Annotated in this window: 16 protein-coding genes; 12 read left to right on the top strand and 4 right to left on the bottom strand. The window is 67.6% G+C overall.

Translation table 11 applies throughout. The features are described 5' to 3' along the window. Positions 1 to 22: 22 nt before the first annotated feature. On the top strand, positions 23 to 1,546 hold the full coding sequence (locus G6N28_RS04560; RefSeq protein ID WP_163897405.1) for a class I adenylate-forming enzyme family protein: 1,524 nt from the start codon (positions 23 to 25) through the stop codon (positions 1,544 to 1,546). A 13-nt stretch (positions 1,547 to 1,559) separates the two neighbouring features. Here G6N28_RS04560 and G6N28_RS04555 read toward each other — a convergent pair whose 3' ends face one another. From G6N28_RS04555 to G6N28_RS04545, 3 genes are all read right to left on the bottom strand, one after another. Continuing rightward, positions 1,560 to 3,002, bottom strand: a complete 1,443-nt coding sequence (locus G6N28_RS04555; RefSeq protein ID WP_163897403.1) for an aldehyde dehydrogenase — start codon at positions 3,000 to 3,002, stop codon at positions 1,560 to 1,562. 56 nt (positions 3,003 to 3,058) lie between these two features. Beyond that, positions 3,059 to 3,676, bottom strand: coding sequence for a TetR/AcrR family transcriptional regulator (locus tag G6N28_RS04550; RefSeq protein WP_163897401.1), 618 nt, complete (start codon positions 3,674 to 3,676; stop codon positions 3,059 to 3,061). 70 nt (positions 3,677 to 3,746) lie between these two features. Continuing rightward, positions 3,747 to 3,941, bottom strand: a complete 195-nt coding sequence (locus tag G6N28_RS04545; RefSeq protein ID WP_163897399.1) for a ferredoxin FdxE — start codon at positions 3,939 to 3,941, stop codon at positions 3,747 to 3,749. Between the two features lie 151 nt (positions 3,942 to 4,092). Between G6N28_RS04545 and G6N28_RS04540 the strand changes: the two genes are divergently transcribed. From G6N28_RS04540 to G6N28_RS04490, 11 genes are all read left to right on the top strand, one after another. After that, a complete protein-coding gene (locus G6N28_RS04540; RefSeq protein WP_163897398.1) occupies positions 4,093 to 5,655 on the top strand; it encodes an aldehyde dehydrogenase family protein in 1,563 nt (520 codons plus the stop codon). A 150-nt stretch (positions 5,656 to 5,805) separates the two neighbouring features. After that, positions 5,806 to 6,459, top strand: coding sequence for a TetR family transcriptional regulator (locus tag G6N28_RS04535; protein ID WP_163897396.1), 654 nt, complete (start codon positions 5,806 to 5,808; stop codon positions 6,457 to 6,459). 191 nt (positions 6,460 to 6,650) lie between these two features. Continuing rightward, positions 6,651 to 7,445 carry an MlaE family ABC transporter permease gene (locus G6N28_RS04530; RefSeq protein WP_170307882.1) on the top strand — a complete coding sequence of 265 codons (795 nt, stop codon included), beginning with the start codon at positions 6,651 to 6,653 and terminating at the stop codon, positions 7,443 to 7,445. Further along, entirely contained in the window at positions 7,442 to 8,296 is an 855-nt protein-coding gene (locus tag G6N28_RS04525; RefSeq protein WP_456093975.1) for an ABC transporter permease, read from the top strand. The genes G6N28_RS04530 and G6N28_RS04525 overlap by 4 nt, the downstream gene beginning before the upstream one ends. Before the next feature lie 4 nt (positions 8,297 to 8,300). After that, a complete protein-coding gene (locus G6N28_RS04520; protein WP_163897394.1) occupies positions 8,301 to 9,656 on the top strand; it encodes an MCE family protein in 1,356 nt (451 codons plus the stop codon). 37 nt (positions 9,657 to 9,693) lie between these two features. Beyond that, on the top strand, positions 9,694 to 10,722 hold the full coding sequence (locus G6N28_RS04515) for an MCE family protein (protein WP_163897392.1): 1,029 nt from the start codon (positions 9,694 to 9,696) through the stop codon (positions 10,720 to 10,722). Beyond that, the gene (locus G6N28_RS04510; RefSeq protein WP_163897390.1) at positions 10,719 to 11,984 is read left to right on the top strand and encodes an MCE family protein; all 1,266 of its coding nucleotides are present in this window, start codon (positions 10,719 to 10,721) and stop codon (positions 11,982 to 11,984) included. Before G6N28_RS04515 ends, G6N28_RS04510 begins: the two co-directional genes overlap by 4 nt. Next, the gene (locus tag G6N28_RS04505; RefSeq protein WP_163897388.1) at positions 11,981 to 13,270 is read left to right on the top strand and encodes an MCE family protein; all 1,290 of its coding nucleotides are present in this window, start codon (positions 11,981 to 11,983) and stop codon (positions 13,268 to 13,270) included. Before G6N28_RS04510 ends, G6N28_RS04505 begins: the two co-directional genes overlap by 4 nt. Positions 13,271 to 13,317: 47 nt before the next feature. Continuing rightward, a complete protein-coding gene (locus tag G6N28_RS04500; RefSeq protein ID WP_163905822.1) occupies positions 13,318 to 14,409 on the top strand; it encodes a virulence factor Mce family protein in 1,092 nt (363 codons plus the stop codon). 1 nt (position 14,410) lies between these two features. After that, positions 14,411 to 15,817, top strand: a complete 1,407-nt coding sequence (locus tag G6N28_RS04495) for an MCE family protein (protein WP_163897386.1) — start codon at positions 14,411 to 14,413, stop codon at positions 15,815 to 15,817. Positions 15,818 to 15,857: 40 nt separating this feature from the next. Further along, positions 15,858 to 16,295, top strand: a complete 438-nt coding sequence (locus G6N28_RS04490; RefSeq protein ID WP_163897383.1) for an SRPBCC family protein — start codon at positions 15,858 to 15,860, stop codon at positions 16,293 to 16,295. On the opposite strand, the gene amaB is transcribed toward G6N28_RS04490, so the two are convergent. Beyond that, positions 16,292 to 17,833, bottom strand: a complete 1,542-nt coding sequence (gene amaB, locus G6N28_RS04485; RefSeq protein ID WP_163897376.1) for an L-piperidine-6-carboxylate dehydrogenase — start codon at positions 17,831 to 17,833, stop codon at positions 16,292 to 16,294. The genes G6N28_RS04490 and amaB overlap by 4 nt on opposite strands. Positions 17,834 to 17,872 lie beyond the last annotated feature (39 nt).

Raw genomic sequence — 17,872 nt, 5'->3', positions numbered from 1 at the left:
GCCGGGATCGTGAAGGAGGGACATGGCCGCGACCGTGGGGTCCGCGCTGAACTGGTGGGCCAAGACCAAAGGCGACGACGTCGCGATCCGCGTCGGCCCCGAGAAACTGACGTACCGAGAACTGCACGACTGGTCCGGCCGGCTGGCACGCACGCTGGTCGACGCCGGCGTCGCGCCCGGAGACCGGGTGGGCCTGCTGGCACCCAACGTGCTGCAGTGGCCGGTGGTCGCGCTCGCCGTCATCAAGTCCGGAGCAGTGCTGGTGCCCTTCAATGCGCGGCTCAAGCCCGCCGAGATCCGCAAGGTGGCCGACGACGCCGGCTTGAGCCTGTTGATCTGCGCACCCGAGACCCTCGCCGCCGCCGAGGAGGCCAAAGGGGGCGACGGTGGTTTCACCGTGCTCGGTTTCGACGTCGTCGACGCGCTGCGCGTGGGCGATCGGGACGACTTCCGCGTCGAGCGCACACTCGACGACCCGATCGCCGTGATCTTCACCAGCGGGTCGACCGGGCTGTCCAAGGGCGTCATCCTCACGAACCAGACGCTGCTTTCCATCGTGCTGGAGAACACGCTGACCGAGGAGGGCTTCCGCCCCGGCACCGTGAGCCTGCTCGTGCTGCCGCTCGCGTTCACCCCCGGCCTGGTGTACGGGCTGCTGCTGACCACCGTGCTGGGCGGCGCCCTGATCGTCGAGCCCGAGCTCAACCCCTCGCGCGCGGTGCGACTCATCGAGCAGCACAAGGTGCGGACGCTGTTCGGTGTGCCGGTGATCTTCGAAAGCCTCTCGAGGGCACCCGAATTCGAGGCTGCTGACCTTTCCAGCCTGCAGACCGCCATCGTCGGAGGTGCTGCGGTGCCACCGGATCTGCTGCGGCGGTGGGCCGCCAAAGGCGTGCTGCTGCGCCAGATCTACGGCATGACCGAATCGGGCGGGGTCGCCACGGCGACCCTGAAAGCCGAGGCGCTGCAGCAGCCGGACTCGTGTGGCAGCGGTTCGATCTTCACCGAGGTCCGGGTCATGAACTCCGACGGCTCGTTCGCCGAACCCGGCGAGCAGGGTGAGATCGTGGTGCGCGGCCCCGGCGTGACACCCGGCTACTGGAACGACCCGGTGTCCACGGCGGCGGCGATCCGGGACGGGTGGCTACACAGCGGCGACGTCGGCGTCAGCGATGCCGAGGGCCGGATCACCTTCGTGGACCGGATGAAGGACCTGATCATCTCGGGCGGAATCAACATCTCGCCGGTCGAGCTGGAGGCCGCGATCGCCGCGCTCGACGGTGTCGCCGAGGTCGCGGTCATCCCCGCGCCCGATCCCCGGTTCGGGGAGACTCCCGCGGCGATCATCTCGGTCGCCGCGGGACACCACCTTGACGAGGCGGCCGTCGTCGCGCACTGCGAGCGGGTGCTCTCGGACTACAAGGTGCCACGCTACGTGGTCTTGAACTCGGATCCGTTGCCGCGCTTGCCCAGTGGCAAGATCGCGAAACGCGAGCTCCGCGATGCGTATCGGGACATCGCGGACAAGTTCAGTAGGGTCCGCTGAGCGGACGATTCGCTCAGGCGGGGCCCGCCCGGTAGATCGACTTGATGCGGTGATAGGCCGCCAGGCCTTCGGGACCGAGTTCGCGGCCCAACCCGCTCGCCTTGACGCCGCCGAACGGTGACTGGATGTCGAGCTGGTAGTCGTTGACCCCGATCGAACCCGTGTCGATGGCACGTGCGATGTCGGTGGCGCGCGCGGTGTCTTGCGACCACACGGTCCCGGCAAGCCCGAACTCGCTGTCGTTGGCGATGCGCACCGCCTCGGCGTCGTCGGTGTAGGGGGTGATCGTCAGGACCGGGCCGAAAATCTCCTCCTGCGCGATCCGGTCGGCGTTGTCGACATCGGCGAACACGGTCGGCGAGACGTACCAGCCCTTCGGCTGGTCCTGCGGAACGTCGCCGCCGGCAACGAGTTTGGCGCCGCTGTCGATGCCGAGCTGGATGTACTCCAGCACCCGCTCCCGCTGTCGCTGGCTGACCAGCGGACCGATCTCGGTGCTCTCCTGCAGCGGGTCACCGACGACCAGGTCGCTCGCCAGCTGCGCGATCGCCTCGACGAACTCGGCGTAGCGGGATTCGGGTACCAGGATGCGCGAACTCAGGTGACAGGTCTGTCCGTTGTTGACGAATGAGGCCGTGCGCAGTCCGTTGACCGTGGCCGTCAGGTCGGCGTCGTCGAGGATGATCGCGGCGGACTTGCCGCCGAGCTCCAGCGTGACCGGACGGATCAGCCGGCCGCATTCGGCTGCGATGGCTCGGCCGGCTGCGGTGGAGCCGGTGAAGGCGATCTTGTCGACATCGGGGTGCGAGACCAGGCGGCTGCCGGCGGCGGCGTCGCCGGGCACGATGTTGAGCACGCCCGGCGGTATGCCTACTTCAGCGGCGGACTCACCGAAAACCATTGCATCAAGGGCTGTTTCGGGAGCTGCCTTGAGGACGACCGAGCAGCCGGCGGCCAGCGCCGGCGCGATCTTCATGACGGCCAACGCCTGCGGGTAGTTCCACGGGGTGATCGCACCGACGACACCGACGGGTTCCCGCCGCACGATGGTGTGGCCGATCAGCGCGGGCCGGACCTCCTCGGCCTCCCACGCGGCGATCATCTTCGCGTAGTACCCGACGAGCACAGCGGGGAATGCGCCGTTGACGCTGCGCGACAAGGTGATCGGCATGCCGTTCTCGCGGGAGACGAGCACCGAGGTGTGCTCGGCCCGCGACCGAAGCGCCTTGCCGAACCGCCTCAGGACGTCCGCGCGGTCGCGCGGATCCGACGCACGCCAAGCCTGGGCTGCGGTCCCGTTGGCGGCGGCGACGGCGTCGTCGACGTCGGCTTCCGTGGCGCAGGGCCCGTCGGCCAGCAGCGCGCCGGTAGCCGCCTCGATTATCGGAATCGTCTTGGCGGCCGGGCGAAACCGGCCGTCGATGAACAAGCTCGGGGCTTCGGGGTGCGACGTCATCCGGGATGCTCCTTCGAGGTGGGGAATCGGCAGTGCGGCAAGGGTCGGCGCTGTGCTCAGCCGGCCTCGGACGAAAGAAACGCCGGCAGCACGAACGTGCGCAGCATGTCGCGGTGATCGGGGTCTTTCGAACGGGCGAAATCCAGCCGTCCCACCATCATGTACTGCACCAGCGCGAGCCACTCCGCGACGGCCCCCAGATCGAAGTCGTCGCGGATCTCACCGCGTTCCATCGCGCGGCGAAAGATCGGCTCCCACATCTCCGCCGTGAGGTTCGTGGCCAGGTTCGTTCCGCCGACGATGGGGGTGGTCATGCCCATGTGCTCCGGGCTGACCAGGATGCGCACGATCGGGTCCTTCCGGCCGCGATCCACGAGGTAGACCAGGCCCTCCACCAACTGCTCGGCGAACGTGTCATGGCTCAAGATGAATTTTCGTGCCCGCTCGAAGAGCATGCGTGCGCGTCGCTCGATGAGGGCAGCGACCAGCGCGTCCCGATCGCCGAAGTAGCGATAGACCGTCGGCCGCGATACACCGGCCTCTTTGCCGATGTCGTCCATCGTGGTCTTGGGGATGCCGTAGCGCAAAATGACCGCTTCCGCGGCGGCCAGAATCTGCTCGCGCGCCTCGTCGACGTCCTTGCTGAGACCGGAGCCGTCTCTGCGTCGAGGCATTCGCCTCCCTTGATCACCGAGCCAATGCTGACATCATACGTCATTTGTCAGTTGTAAACGAAGGATGCGCTCAGTCCTCTTCGAGGATCAGCGCCAGTTCCGGGCATGCCGCGACGCCTGCGCGGGTGACCTCTTCGTCGCCGGGCGCGACCTCGCGCGCTTCCAGGATGGAGTAACCGTCGTCGTCGATCGGAAAGAGGTCGGCATCGACGGCGAAGCACTGCGCGTGCCCAGCGCACTTGGAGCGGTCAAGGCGAACTCTCATGTGGCACTTCTCCTCGAGGGCCTGCGACGACACCTAAAACTATAGGCGTTAGGTTGAAGGCGAGTCCATAGCGGTGTCACATTGCGTTTCGGCGCCGACAAAACTTACGATGTTAGGTAAATCGCCTCCGATCATCCGAGGGAGTCACACGATGTCAGGTCCGGCTGCAGTGACGGGACGACCGGACGGACGTTCCGGGCGGCCGGTGCTCTCCGTCAGGTGTCCGGTGGACGGACGTGAAGTCGGGGAGGTGCCGGCTTTCGGCGCCGACGAGATCGCCACGGTCTGCGACGATTTGCGTCGCGCTCAGCCGCAGTGGGAGGCATTGGGGCCACGGGGGCGCAGCGAGCACCTGCTGCGCTGGCTGGATTGGCTGCTCGACAACGAGCGACGACTGCTCGAACTGGTGCAGCAGGAGACCGGAAAGTCGTGGGCCGACGCGTCTCTCGAGATGTCGGTCGCCTTGGACGTCATCAACTATTTCACCGCCAACGCCGAGGGCTTCCTCGCCGACCGCAAGGTCAAGCCCGCCGGTGCGGCGAACGCGGTCCGCCGGTTGCGCGTGCAGGTCCGCCCGCACCAACTCGTCGGCCTCATCACGCCGTGGAACGGCCCGTTGGCCGGCCCGATGATGGACGCGGTGGGGGCGTTGGTCGCCGGTGCGGCCGTGGTCTCCAAGCCCTCTGAGGTGACGCCGCTGACCTGGACCGAGGTCGTGCGTGGCTGGCGGGAGGACATCGGCGCGCCCCCGGTCCTTGCGGCGGTGAACGGCGACCAGGAGGCCGGCGCCGCCGTGGTGGACCAGGTGGACATGGTGATGTTCACCGGCTCGGTGCGCACCGGCCGGGCCATCGCGGTGCGCTGCGCCGAGCGCCTGATCCCGTGCAGCCTCGAGTTGGGCGGCAAGGACGCGATGATCGTGCTGGCCGACGCGGACCTCGACAGGGCCGCCGGCGCCGCGGTGTGGGGCGGGATGACGAACGCGGGGCAGGCATGCGTGGGAGTCGAGCGGGTGTACGTCGAGGCGCCGGTCTATGACGACTTCGTCGCGCTGGTGACCTCGCGGGTCGCCGCGCTGCGCCAGGGCATGGACGCACCGGGAAGCTTCGCCACCGATATCGGGGCGATGGTCACCCCCGCCCAGACCGACATCGTCGAAGAGCATGTGAAAGATGCCGTCGCCAAGGGAGCCAGGGTCCTCACCGGCGGGCAGCGCAGGCCGGGCAACGGCTTCGCGCCGACGGTGCTGGTCGACGTCGATCACTCGATGCGGTGCATGCGCGAAGAGACCTTCGGCCCGACGCTGGCGATCATGCGCGTGGCCGACGAGAACGAAGCCGTCGCGCTGGCCAACGACTCCGACTACGGTCTCAGCTCCAGCTTGTGGACGCGGAATCGTCGCAAGGCCGAACAGCTTTCGCGACGCATCGAGGCCGGATCGGTGTCGGTCAACAATGCGCTGGTGGCGACCTTTCAGATGCCGATTCCGATGGGCGGCTGGAAGAACTCCGGGCTCGGCACACGGTTCGGCGGGGCTGCGGGCGTCCTGAAGTACTGTCGTCAGCAGTCCGTGGTCGAAGAGCGGTTCGCTCTGAAGTCCGAGCCGCTGTGGTACCCGGTGGCGCCGTGGCGGTCCCGGTTGATGGGGCGGGCGGTACGCCTTCTCGGCGCCCATGACTGGCGGCGCCGACTGGGCCGGACCCCGCGCAACTGAGCTGCGTGAGCTACATGGAATCATCGCTTTCCAGGTCGAACGACTCGACGAAACGCACAGTCGAGACCCGTTTTTCGCGCCCGCGCTACCTATACTGGCTAGCCGAGACACCCGGCGGTGCGCCGCCCCGAGGTTTAGGAACTCACTGACATGGCCCGGCCGTCAAAGCCCTTGATCAGCCGCACGGCCGCCGTCGAGGCGTCGATCGAGATCATCGACGAAGAGGGACTCGACGCGTTCAGCCTGCCCCGACTCGCGCAGCATCTGGGTGTGCGGGCGCCCTCGCTCTACCACCACTTCGGAAGCAAGGACGACATCCTCATCGCGGTGGCGCGCCACATCGCCGGCAAGTCGGTGATCCGGCCGCGGCGCCCGCCGGGTCCGGACTGGCCGGAGTACTTCGTCAGCCTCGGGCTGAATTTTCGGCAATCGGTGCTGCGCCACCGCAACGCGGCGCCGGTCCTCATCAAGCACCTGCCCCGGGAACTGCTCGTGCCCGGATTCGAGGATGCGGCACGTTACCTCCACGACTCCGGCGTGCCGGTGCACCTGCACGTGCAGATCCTCGACGGGGTCGAAACGCTCTGCGTGGGTGCGGTGTTGAGCGAGGCGGTACGCAAGCCCCGCACGCGCGGTGCCCTCTTCCCCGCGGTGAGCTTCGAGGAGCATCCGAACCTCACCGCAGCACTCGAGGCCAATGAGTTCACGGTGAAGGAGCTGTTCGCGAACAGGATCCGCAGTTTCCTCTACGGCCTGATCTTCTGCGACGAGTACGCGCGAGGCGCCGAGAAGCCGTCGGCCTGACCGCGCCGCGAGTTGCGCGCGAACGGAACCGGTCAGTAACTCGGGCTTGGCAACTAAACCTATTGCTAGTAGATTGTCACCCCGGCGGAGAATACCGCATGTCATTAGGTTTAGCTAGGGATCGCCGCACGTCAGGATGGGTTGCCTATGAGTTCACTTGCTCGGTGGCGAGTGCGCGTCGGACACCGGGGATGAGTAGCCTGGGGGTTCGGCTGGAGAAGCTGAGCGCGACGAAAGCGGGTAAGCCGCTCGGTGCCGTCGGCGGCTTCTTCGCCATGGCGCTCGACGTGCTGGTGTCGATTCCGCGCCGTCCCTTCGCCTGGCGAGAGTTCATCCTGCAGTCGTGGTTCGTCGCGCGGGTCTCGTTGGTTCCCACGTTGATGCTGGCCATTCCGTTCACCGTGCTGCTGGTGTTCACCTTCAACATCCTGCTGGTCGAGTTCGGCGCCGCCGACTACTCGGGAACCGGAGCGGCGTACGGCACGGTGACGCAGATCGGCCCGGTCGTCACGGTGCTGGTCGTCTCCGGAGCGGGCGCCACGGCGATGTGTGCGGATCTGGGGGCACGGACCATTCGCGAGGAACTCGACGCGTTGCGGGTGATGGGCGTCAACCCGATCCAGGCGCTGGTCGTGCCGCGCGTGCTCGCGGCCACGGTGGTGGCGACCCTGCTGTCGTCGGTGGTGATTTTGGTCGGTCTCGTCGGCAGCTTCGCGTTCTCGGTCTTCGTTCAGCACGTCACGCCGGGTTCGTTCGTCGGGGGTCTGACGGTCATCACCAAGGCGCCCGATGTCGTTGTGGCGCTGATCAAGTCGAGCCTGTTCGGGCTGGCGGCCGGACTGATCGCCTGCTACAAAGGCGTCTCCGTGGGCGGCGGGCCCGCGGGCGTCGGCAACGCCGTCAACGAAACGGTCGTGTTCACCTTCGTGGCGCTGTTCGCGATCAACATCGTCGCGACCGCCGTCGGTGTGAAGGTGACGTTGTGACCGCCGCGGTCCCCAGCACGCGGATGCCGCGACTGCACCGGCTCACCCACGACCTCACGGCCGGGCTCACCCGCGTCGGCAGGCAGGCGCAGTTCTACTTCCAGACCTTGGTGTCCACCAGGGACGCGATCGTGCACTACAAGGGCGAGACGGTGCGGCTGATCGCCCAGATGAGCTTGGGCACAGGCGCGTTGGCGGTGATCGGCGGAACGGTTGTCATCGTCGGATTTCTGACCTTGTCCACCGGGGCGCTGGTCGCCGTCCAGGGCTACAACCAGTTCGCCAACGTGGGAGTCGAAGCGCTGACGGGATTCGCCTCGGCCTTCTTCAACGTCCGTCTGATCGCCCCCGTGATCGCCGGGATCGCGCTGGCCGCCACCATCGGCGCGGGGGCGACCGCGCAGTTGGGCGCGATGCGGATCAACGAGGAGATCGACGCGCTCGAGGTGATCGGCGTGCGGGCGGTCGCCTACCTGGCGTCGAATCGCCTGATCGCAGGCGTGGTCGTCGTGATGCCGCTGTACTGCGTCGCGATGACGACGGCGTTTCTGGCGGCCCGATTCGGCACGACCGTCGTCTACGGGCAGTCCTCCGGCGTGTACGACCACTACTTCAACACCTTCTTGAACCCGACCGACATCATCTGGTCCTTCTTTCAGGCGGTGCTGATGGCCGTCGTGATCATGCTGGTGCACACCTACTACGGGTTCACCGCATCCGGTGGTCCGGCCGGGGTGGGGGAGGCCGTCGGACGGGCGGTCCGCACGTCCATGATCGCCGCGGTCTTCGTCGTGCTGTTCGTCTCGCTGGCCATCTACGGTCAGTCCGGCAATTTCCACTTGGCGGGATAGCGCGATGACACTCGCGGAACGGGCACAGCGCATCCACCCGGTCTGGTGGGCGATCGCGATGTTCGGCGCCATCATCGGCTTGATGGGGCTGTGCATGGCGTTGTTCGCAGGAACTTTCAACCGCTACCTGGCCGTCACGCTCGTCTCCGAGCGCACCGGTTTGGTGATGGAATCCGGCGCCAAGGTCAAACTGCGCGGCGTCGAGGTGGGGCGCGTCGCCGGGGTCGACGGCGGCGGTCAGCCCACCAGCCTCCAGCTCGAGATCTTCCCGCGGCAAGCCGACCGCATTCCCGCGAACGTCGAAGCAGAAATCAAGTCCACCACCGCATTCGGTGCCAAGTACGTCGAGCTGATCTATCCCGAGGACCCGAGCCCACAGCGGTTGACGGCCGGTGAGGTGCTGCGGTCACGCAACGTCACCACCGAGGTCAACACCGTATTCGACAACCTCGTCGGACTCCTCGACCAAATCGACGTGGCGAAGCTGAACTCCGTTCTGAGCGCGGTTGCCGACAGCGTGCGCGGTCAAGGCGAACGCATCGGGCGGGCCACCACCGACGCGTATCAGGTGCTGCAGGCGGTCAATCCGCGGATGGACACCGTCGCCGCCGACTGGCGCTCGTTCGGGGCCTTCAGCGACGCCTACGCTTCCGCCGCGGCGAACATCCTGTCGTCGATCGACGCGGCGTCCACCACGGCGGACACAATCACCGCTCACGCCGCACATCTGGATGCGTTGCTGTTGAGCACCGCCGGCTTCGCGAACCGGGGAACCGAGCTGCTGGCACCCCACAAGGACAGCATCGTCGACGGCATCAACGTGCTCGAGCCGACGACCAGCCTGCTGCTCAAGTACAACCCGGAATACACCTGCACGATCCAGGGCGCGAAGGTCTTTCTGGACAAGGCCGGCAACGAGTGGTTCGGCGGCGACGGCCGGACGGTGTTCCTCGATGCGGGTATCTCGTTCGGCGACGATCTGTACCGGTATCCGGAGAACCTGCCGATCGTGGCCGCCAAGGGCGGACCCGGTGGTAAGCCCGGCTGCGGGTCGCTGCCCGATGCCGCCAAGAACTTCCCGGTACGCCAACTGGTGACCAACACCGGTTTCGGCACCGGCTTGGACTGGCGGCCGAATCCCGGGATCGGACGCACCTGCGCGGCCGATTACTTCCCCGTCACCCGCGCCGTCCCCGAACCGCCGCACGTCGGCGAGTGCCTGCCCGGCCCGGCGCCCGGCCCGCCGCCCCCGTACCCGGGTGGGCCGCCCTACGGCGCACCCTGGTACGCCGCTGACGGCACGCCGCTGTATCCCGGGCTGCCCGTGGATCCCGCACCCGTCCCGCCGCCTGCGCCGTGAGCCCCGAAAGCCCCCGAAAGCTTAGGAAGCCGAACCCGTGAACACCAGCCTGCGACGCGCTGCGATCGGATTCACCGTCTTCGTGGTCGTGTGCCTGCTCGGCACCGCGGGGCTGCTCGCGATCTTCTCGCAGTTCCGGTTCTCCAGCGAGCGGCTCTACCGCGCCGAGTTCACCGATGTCAGCGGGTTGCAGTCCGGCGACTTCGTCCGCATCGCCGGCGTGGAGGTCGGCAAGGTGAAGGGCATCTCGATCAACGAGAATTCCCAAGCCGTGGTGGAGTTCTCGACGGACCCCACCGTGGAGCTCACCGACGCGTCGAAGGCCGCGATCCGGTGGGAGAACCCCATCGGTGACCGGTACCTGGCCCTGCTGGAGGGCACCGGCGCAACCAGGCCCCTTCCCCCTCGCGGCACGATCACGGCGAACCTGACCGAACCGGCGCTAGACCTCGACACCCTTCTCGGAGGCTTCCGCCCGCTGTTCCGCGCGCTCGACCCGGAGCAGGTTAACATGCTGTCGGCCCAGTTGATTTCGGTGTTCCAAGGCGAAGGCGCCACGGTCAGCGCATTCCTGAGCCAGGCCGCGCAGATCACCAGCACGCTCGCCGACCGCGACGAGCTCATCGGGCAGGTGATCATCAACCTCAACGCCGTGACGGGCTCGTTCGCCGGTGAGAGCGAGCAGTTCGCCAAGGCCGTCGACAAGCTGTCCGAACTCACGAAGGGGCTGGCGGATCGCAAGACCGAGATCGCCAACTCCGTCGCCTACACCAATGCCGCGTCGGCGACCCTCGCCGACCTGCTCGTGCGCTCCCGGCCCGCGGCCAACGAGACCGTGGCGCAAACCGATCGCGTCGCTGCCATCATCGCGGCCGACCACGAATGGTTCGACGAGTACCTCGAGACGCTGCCGGAGTCCTACAAGGTGCTCAGCCGGCTGGGCATCATGGGCGACTTCTTCACGTTCTACCTCTGCGACCTGGTGCTCAAGGTCAACGGGAAGGGCGGTCAACCGGTGTACGTCAAGTTGGCCGGGCAGAGCACGGGACGGTGTGCGCCGAAATGAGATCCTTCCAGGAACGCAACCCGGTGATCATCGGCATCATCGGAATCGCCGTCACGGTCGCGATCGTCGCGCTGGCGCTGCAGTACGACAAACTCCCCTTCCTCAACAGCACCGACAAGTACTCCGCCTACTTCGTCGAGTCCGGTGGCCTGAAAGCGGGTGCGCCCGTACAGGTTGCGGGATACCGCATCGGCGAGGTGTCGTCGGTGGACCTCGAAGGTGCACAGGTTCTGGTGAAATTCAAGGTCGATTCGGGCGTGCGGCTCGGCGAGCAGACCGAGGCGAAGATCCGAACCAAGAGCCTGCTGGGCGCCAAGGTGCTCGAGATCACCCCGCGAGGTGAGGGACGGCTCAGCCGCGCCATCCCGGCCGAGCGCACCCAGTCGCCCTACCAGCTGCCCGATGCCCTGGGTGATCTGACCGCCACGATCGAAAGCCTCGACACCACAGGAGTTTCGGAGTCGCTGGCCACTCTGGCCGAAACGTTCAAGGACACGCCGCCGGACGTCCGCAACGCCGTAGAGGGTGTCGGCCGGTTCTCCCAGACGCTGGCCGAGCGGGACACGGCGCTGCGCAGCCTGCTCGCCAACGCCAACCAGGCGAGTGCGGTGCTGTCAGAGCGCGCCGACCAGGTCGGCCAGCTGGTCGCCAACAGCAACGCGCTTCTCGCCGAGTTGCTGGCACAACGCGATGCCCTGGCGCAGCTTTCGGGCAATCTGTCCGCCCTCGCCCAGCAGCTGTCGGGCTTCATCGCCGACAACAAGGCCCGGTTGCGTCCCGCGTTGGACGAGCTCAACGGGGCGTTGGCCATCGTCGATGCGCGGAAAGCGGGTCTGCAGCAGGCGATCAAATACCTGAACCAGTACGCGATGTCGCTGGGAGAGTCGGTGGCCTCGGGACCGTTCTTCAAGGCCTACATCGCCAACCTGCTGCCGGGACAGTTCATTCAGCCGTTCGTCGACGCGGCGTTCTCCGACCTCGGGCTCGATCCCAACGTGCTGTTGCCCTCCGAACGCACGGATCCGCAGGTCGGTCAGCGGGCCACCCCGCCGCTGCCGGTGCCGTACCCGCGCACGGGCCAAGGTGGCGAACCACGCCTGACCGTGCCCGACGCGATCACCGGCAATCCCGGCGACCAGGGCTGCGGCCCGCCCGGCCTGCCGTTGCCGGGACCCGGCTGTTATCCGCACCGCGAGCCACCGCAGGCACCCCCGCCGGGAGGACCGCCGCCCGGCCCGCCGAGTAGGGGAGGCCAGCGATGACGTCGCGCCGCTTACGCATCGGCCTCGCCGTGACGCTGGCGCTGCTACTCGCCGCGAGCACCGCGGTGATCTGGCGAACGGTGGCTGCCGCCAACCGAATTCATCTGACCGCCTACTTCGAGAACAGCAACGGGCTCTACGTCAACGACGAAGTGCGCATCCTCGGTGTGCCGGTGGGACGGATAACGAGTATCGAACCGCAGGTGCAGCGCGTGAAGATCACGTTCTGGGTCGACGGGAAATACTCGGTGCCCGCCGACGCGAGGGCCGCGATCGTCTCTCCGCAACTCGTCACCGCCCGCGCGATCCAACTCACGCCCGCATACACGGGTGGGGAGAAGCTGGCCGACGGTGCGGTCATCGGCGAGGACCGCACCGCCGTCCCCCTCGAGTGGGACGACCTGCGGTTGCAACTGGAGAAGCTCACCGAAGCGCTGGCGCCGACGCAGCCCGGCGGCGTGAGCACCCTCGGCGCGTTCGTCGACACCGCCGCGAACAACCTGCGCGGTGAGGGCGTGAACATCCACGACACCGTGGTGAAACTCGCACGGGCACTGTCGATTCTCGGCGATCACAGCGCCGACACGTTCGCGACCGTGAAGAACCTGTCGGTGGTGGTTTCCGCGCTGCACGACAGCTCGGCGCTGCTGCGTCAGCTCAACGGGAACCTCGCCGCAGCGACCGGGGCGTTGAACAGCGCTCCCGACGGTGTCGGCGACGCGATCGCCGACCTCAACCACGTGGTCACCGAGGCCACCGCGTTCCTCTCGGAGAACCAGGACGCGATCGGCACCGCCGCCGACAAGCTCGCGTCGATCACCAGCGCGGTCCACGACAGCATCGACGACGTCGAGCAATCGCTGCACCTGTTCCCGAACACCCTGCAGAACTTCATCAACATCTACCAACCCACGCAGCAGGGCATCACCGGAGCCCTCACACTGCAGAACTTCGCGAACCCGATCTCGTTCTTGTGCGGCGGTATCCAAGCCGCGTCGCGGAAGAACAACGAGGAGTCCGCGAAGCTGTGCGTGCAGTACCTGGCCCCGATCATCAAGAACCGCCAGTACAACTTCCTGCCGCTCGGCGCCAACTACGTCGTCGGTCAGTCGGCCCGACCGAACGAGCTCACCTACTCCGAAGACTGGCTGCGCCCCGATTACCGACCGTCGCCCCCGCCACCGGCGCAGACGCATGGCCCAGCGCTTCCGGCGGAAGTGCCTGCGACACCGACCGATCCGAGCGCCGGGCTCGAGGGCATCATGGTCCCCGGAGGCCAGCCGTGAGCCGACGAAACCTGCTGCGCCGCTCCGCGTCCGGTGCGCTGGCGGCGATGGCCGCGATGGTGCTCAGCGGTTGTGAGTGGCACGGTCTGAACTCGCTGTCACTGCCCGGCACCGAGGGCGGTGGCCCGGGCTCCTTCGTCGTGCAGGCGCAGCTGCCCGACGTCGGCTACATCCAGCAGAACTCGCGCGTGCGGGTGGGCGACGCCAACGTCGGTACGATCACCAAGATCGAGCGCCAGGGTTGGCACGCGCTGGTGACGATGACCCTCAATCCGGATGTCGACTTGCCCGCCAACGCCACGGCCAAGGTCGGGCAGACGAGCCTGCTGGGTTCGCTGCACATCGAACTGGCTCCTCCGGTCGGGGTTCCGCCGGAGGGCAAGCTGGGCAACGGATCTTTGATCCCGCTGCGGAATGCGGGCGCCTACCCGGGCACCGACCAGACCCTGGCGGCGCTGTCGCTCCTGCTCAACGGCGGCGGAATCGGCCAGGTGCAGGACATCACCGCGGCCTTCGCGACCGCTTTTCACCAGCGCGAAGCCGACCTGCGCGGGCTGATCGAACAGATCGACCAGTTCACCGCCCGGCTCAACACCCAGACCGGTGACATCATCTCCGCCACCGAGAGCTTCAACGGGCTGGTGAGCCAAGTCGCCGACCAGAAGCCGGTGTTGGACAAGGCGATCCACAGCATCCCCGACGCGCTGGAGGTGCTCGCCGACCGCCGGGATCAACTCGCCGACGCGGTCACCGCGCTCGGACGCTTCAGCGCGCTGGCCACCGACACCGTCAACCAGAGCAAGGACAATCTGGTCAAGGAACTCGAAGCGGTGGCACCGGTGCTGCAGTCGCTGGCCGACGCAGGCCCCGACCTGACCCGCTCGCTGGACTTCCTGGGCACCTTCCCGTGGCCGAAAGGGCCGCTGGCCAACTGGATTCGCGGCGACTACGCGAACATCACCGCGATCGTCGACCTGACGCTCAGCCGCATCGACAACAACCTGTTCACCGGCACGCGGTGGGAGGGCGATCTGACCGAGCTGGAGATGCAGTGGGGCCGCACGATCGGCCAACTACCGAGCCCCTACACGGCGGCGAATCCGCTGGTCGTTCCCTACCGTCTCGACCAGGGGCCGTGACATGCGGCTGACGAGGCACGTGAAGACGCAGCTGTCGATCTTCACCATCGTCGCGGTGATCGCGAGCGCGGTGATGATCTTCGGCTACATCAAGCTGCCCGCCATGATCGGGCTGGGCCGCTACACCGTCACGGTGCAACTGCCGGAGGCGGCCGGGCTCTACGAGACCGCGAACGTCACCTACCGCGGCACCGAGGTCGGCCGGGTCACCGCGGTGAACATCACCGAAACCGGGGTGGACGCGGTGCTTTCGCTGCGCTCGGATGTTGCGATCCCGTCCGACCTGGAAGCGAGGGTGCACAGCACGTCGGCGATCGGCGAACAGTACGTCGCGCTGCTGCCGCGCAGCGACCACGAACGCCCGCTGCGCGACGGCGACGTCATCGGGATCGAAGACACGTCGACCCCGCCCGACATCGGCGCGCTGCTCGATGCGGCCAACCGCGGACTGCGGGCCATCCCGCGCGACGACGTCAAGACCGTGGTCGACGAAAGCTACGCCGCCGTCGGCGGATTGGGGCCCGAACTCTCCCGGATCGTGCAGGGGTCCACCCAGCTGGCCATGGACGCCCGCGCGAACCTGGAACCGATGGTGTCGCTGATCGACCAGGCGCAACCCGTGCTGGACTCGCAGGCCGACACCGCCGACGCCATCAAGGCGTGGGCGGCCAATGCCGCCGACCTCACCCGGCAGCTCAAGACCCACGACAGCGCCGTCGCCGGCCTGATCGAACACGGCGCTGCGGCCGCCGACCAGGCCCGCCAACTGATGGAACGGCTGAACCCGACCGTGCCCGTGCTGATGAACAACCTGCTGGGCATCGGCGAACTCGCCCTCACCTACCATCCGGGCATCGAACAGCTGCTGGTGCTGCTGCCCATGGGCGTCGCGGTCATGCAGGCCGGCACCGTCGCCAACCAGAACACCCCGAACCCCGGACTGGTCCTGTCGTTCAACCTGAACCTCAACCTGCCCCCGCCCTGCACCACGGGATACCTACCCGCGCAGCAACAGCGGATCCCGACGCTGACCGACACCCCGGATCGGCCGGTCGACGATCTCTACTGCCGGATACCTCAGAATTCGTGGAATGCCGTGCGCGGCGCCAGGAATCTACCCTGCATGATGAAGCCGGGGAAGCGCGCGCCCACCGCGAAGATGTGTCGGAGCGGCGAGGAGTATGTGCCGCTCAACGACGGGTTCAACTGGAAGGGCGATCCGAACGCGACCCTGTCCGGGCAGGACATCCCGCAGGCGCCGCCGGAGGTGCCGCCGGTCGCGACCGCGTTCTACGACCCCACCACCGGCAGCTACCGGGCGCCGGACGGCAACGTCTACACACAGCAGGACCTGGCCCCGGCCAACGGGGAACGCACGTGGCAGAGCATGCTGGTGCCGCCGAACTGACCCCATTGGGCCGCATGTGCACTCGACCTAGAATGGCGCGATGATCGAATTGCACGTCGAACGCACCATCGCGGCTCAGCCCGAGCGCGTATTCGACTGGCTGGCCGACCCGAAGAGCCTGACGGCGGCGCCGCTGGTCTTCGGCGCCAGGATGGCGAAGGGGTCGTCGGAGCCGGGAAAGGGCGCGGTGCGTGTCGTGACCGGTGCGGGCATCTGGTTCGAAGAGGAGTACACGGCGTTCGACCCGCCGCGCAGCTACTCCTACCGCATCGTGCGGTCGGTTCCGGGTTTCGTCCACGAAGGGGGCACGCTGACGTTCAGCCCCGCAGACGCAGGCACCCACGTCGACTGGGTGACCAGGTACACCCACCCGGTCTGGTCGGGCGGAAAGGCCTTCGAACCGGTGAGTTCGCGCCTGCTGCGGTGGAGCTTCCTCGCCGTCCTCGACGGCTGCGCCAAGGCGTTGGAAACGCGCTAGCCGAAGTGCACGCCCTGGGCCAGCGGTAGTTCGCTCGAGTAGTTGATCGTGTTGGTGGCCCTGCGCATGTACGCCTTCCAGGCGTCCGAGCCGGACTCCCGGCCGCCGCCCGTGTGCTTCTCACCGCCGAACGCGCCGCCGATCTCGGCGCCGGAGGTGCCGATGTTGACGTTGGCGATGCCGCAGTCCGAACCGTCGGCGGCCAGGAACCGCTCGGCCTCCCGGAGGTCGGTGGTGAAAATCGACGACGAAAGCCCCTGCGGTACGGCGTTGTTCAACGCGATCGCCTCGTCGAGCTCGTCGTAGGTGAGCACGTAGAGGATCGGGGCGAACGTCTCGGTGTGCACCAACTCCGTCTGCGCGGGCATGCGCACCAGCGCGGGGGAGACGTAGTACGAACCCACGCCGAAGTTGTGGCGCTCGCCGCCGAGGACTTCGCCCCCGTCGCTGCGCGCCTGCTCCAACGCACGGAACATGTTGCGGTAGGCGGTTTCGTGGATCAGCGGGCCGACCAGCGTCCCGTCGGCGGCCGGGTCGCCGACCGGCAGCTGCCGGAAGGCCGAAGCGATCCGGTCGACGAGCTCGTCGGCGATCGAAGAGTGCACGATCAGACGCCGGAGGGTGGTGCACCGTTGACCGGCGGTGCCCGCGGCCGAGAACACGATCGCGCGTACCGCGAGCTCGAGGTCGGCCGACGGCGTCACGATCGCGGCATTGTTTCCGCCGAGTTCCAGCAGCGCCTTGCCGAACCGCTGCGCCACCCGCGGGCCGACCTGTCGGCCCATCCGCACCGAACCGGTGGCCGACAACAGCGCCACCCGCGGATCGTCGACCAGCCGCTCGCCGATCTCCCGCCCGCCGACTATCAGCCGGCTCACCCCCTGGGGAGCGCCCACGTCGGCGGCCGCCCGTTCCAGCAGCGCCTGGCAGGCGACCGCGGTCATCGGCGTCAGCTCGGAAGGCTTCCACACCACGGTGTCACCGCACACCAGCGCGATCGCGGCGTTCCACGACCACACCGCCACGGGAAAGTTGAACGCCGTGATCACGCCGACCACCCCGAGCGGATGCCAGGTCTCCATCAGCCGATGACCCGGCCGCTCCGAAGCGATGGTCTTGCCGTACAGCTGCCGTGACTGGCCGACGGCGAACTGGCAGATGTCGATCATCTCCTGCACCTCGCCGAGCGCCTCGGAGGTGATCTTTCCGGCCTCCACGGTGACCAGCGTCGCCAGGTCTGACTTGTGCTCGACGAGCAGTTCGGCGAGCCTACCCACCAGCGCGCCCCGCACCGGGGCGGGCGTGGTGCGCCATGTCGTAAACGCCCGCGCCGCCTGGGTAACGGCGGCGTCGGCCTCTTCAGGCGTCGTCTCCGGGATGGTGTAGAGCACGTCTCCAGTGATCGGGGTGCTCGCGTGCAGGCCCGGTGCGGTCGGCTCACCGAGTTCGACGGATGCTCCCATGGCGTTGAGCGCGTCGTGCACTTTCGCGCTCAGCGTGGCCGCGGTGGGCAGCGGGACGGTTCGGCTGTCGGTCATGATGGCGCCTTCGGGTCGAGGTCGTAGGAACGGCTGGCA

Source organism: Mycolicibacterium pulveris (genome assembly GCF_010725725.1).
GTDB lineage: Bacteria > Actinomycetota > Actinomycetes > Mycobacteriales > Mycobacteriaceae > Mycobacterium > Mycobacterium pulveris.
Note: the sequence above shows the minus strand (reverse complement) of the source record. Positions and strands in the feature narration are given on the sequence as shown.

Bases quoted from the DNA above. Each gene is read 5' to 3' on its own strand.
- G6N28_RS04560 (WP_163897405.1), top strand. From the start codon at position 23: ATGGCCGCGACCGTGGGGTCCGCGCTGAACTGGTGGGCCAAGACCAAA.
- G6N28_RS04555 (WP_163897403.1), bottom strand. From the start codon at position 3,002: ATGACGTCGCACCCCGAAGCCCCGAGCTTGTTCATCGACGGCCGGTTT.
- G6N28_RS04550 (WP_163897401.1), bottom strand. From the start codon at position 3,676: ATGCCTCGACGCAGAGACGGCTCCGGTCTCAGCAAGGACGTCGACGAG.
- G6N28_RS04545 (WP_163897399.1), bottom strand. From the start codon at position 3,941: ATGAGAGTTCGCCTTGACCGCTCCAAGTGCGCTGGGCACGCGCAGTGC.
- G6N28_RS04540 (WP_163897398.1), top strand. From the start codon at position 4,093: ATGTCAGGTCCGGCTGCAGTGACGGGACGACCGGACGGACGTTCCGGG.
- G6N28_RS04535 (WP_163897396.1), top strand. From the start codon at position 5,806: ATGGCCCGGCCGTCAAAGCCCTTGATCAGCCGCACGGCCGCCGTCGAG.
- G6N28_RS04530 (WP_170307882.1), top strand. From the start codon at position 6,651: ATGAGTAGCCTGGGGGTTCGGCTGGAGAAGCTGAGCGCGACGAAAGCG.
- G6N28_RS04520 (WP_163897394.1), top strand. From the start codon at position 8,301: ATGACACTCGCGGAACGGGCACAGCGCATCCACCCGGTCTGGTGGGCG.
- G6N28_RS04510 (WP_163897390.1), top strand. From the start codon at position 10,719: ATGAGATCCTTCCAGGAACGCAACCCGGTGATCATCGGCATCATCGGA.
- G6N28_RS04505 (WP_163897388.1), top strand. From the start codon at position 11,981: ATGACGTCGCGCCGCTTACGCATCGGCCTCGCCGTGACGCTGGCGCTG.
- G6N28_RS04500 (WP_163905822.1), top strand. From the start codon at position 13,318: ATGGCCGCGATGGTGCTCAGCGGTTGTGAGTGGCACGGTCTGAACTCG.
- G6N28_RS04495 (WP_163897386.1), top strand. From the start codon at position 14,411: ATGCGGCTGACGAGGCACGTGAAGACGCAGCTGTCGATCTTCACCATC.
- G6N28_RS04490 (WP_163897383.1), top strand. From the start codon at position 15,858: ATGATCGAATTGCACGTCGAACGCACCATCGCGGCTCAGCCCGAGCGC.
- amaB (WP_163897376.1), bottom strand. From the start codon at position 17,833: ATGACCGACAGCCGAACCGTCCCGCTGCCCACCGCGGCCACGCTGAGC.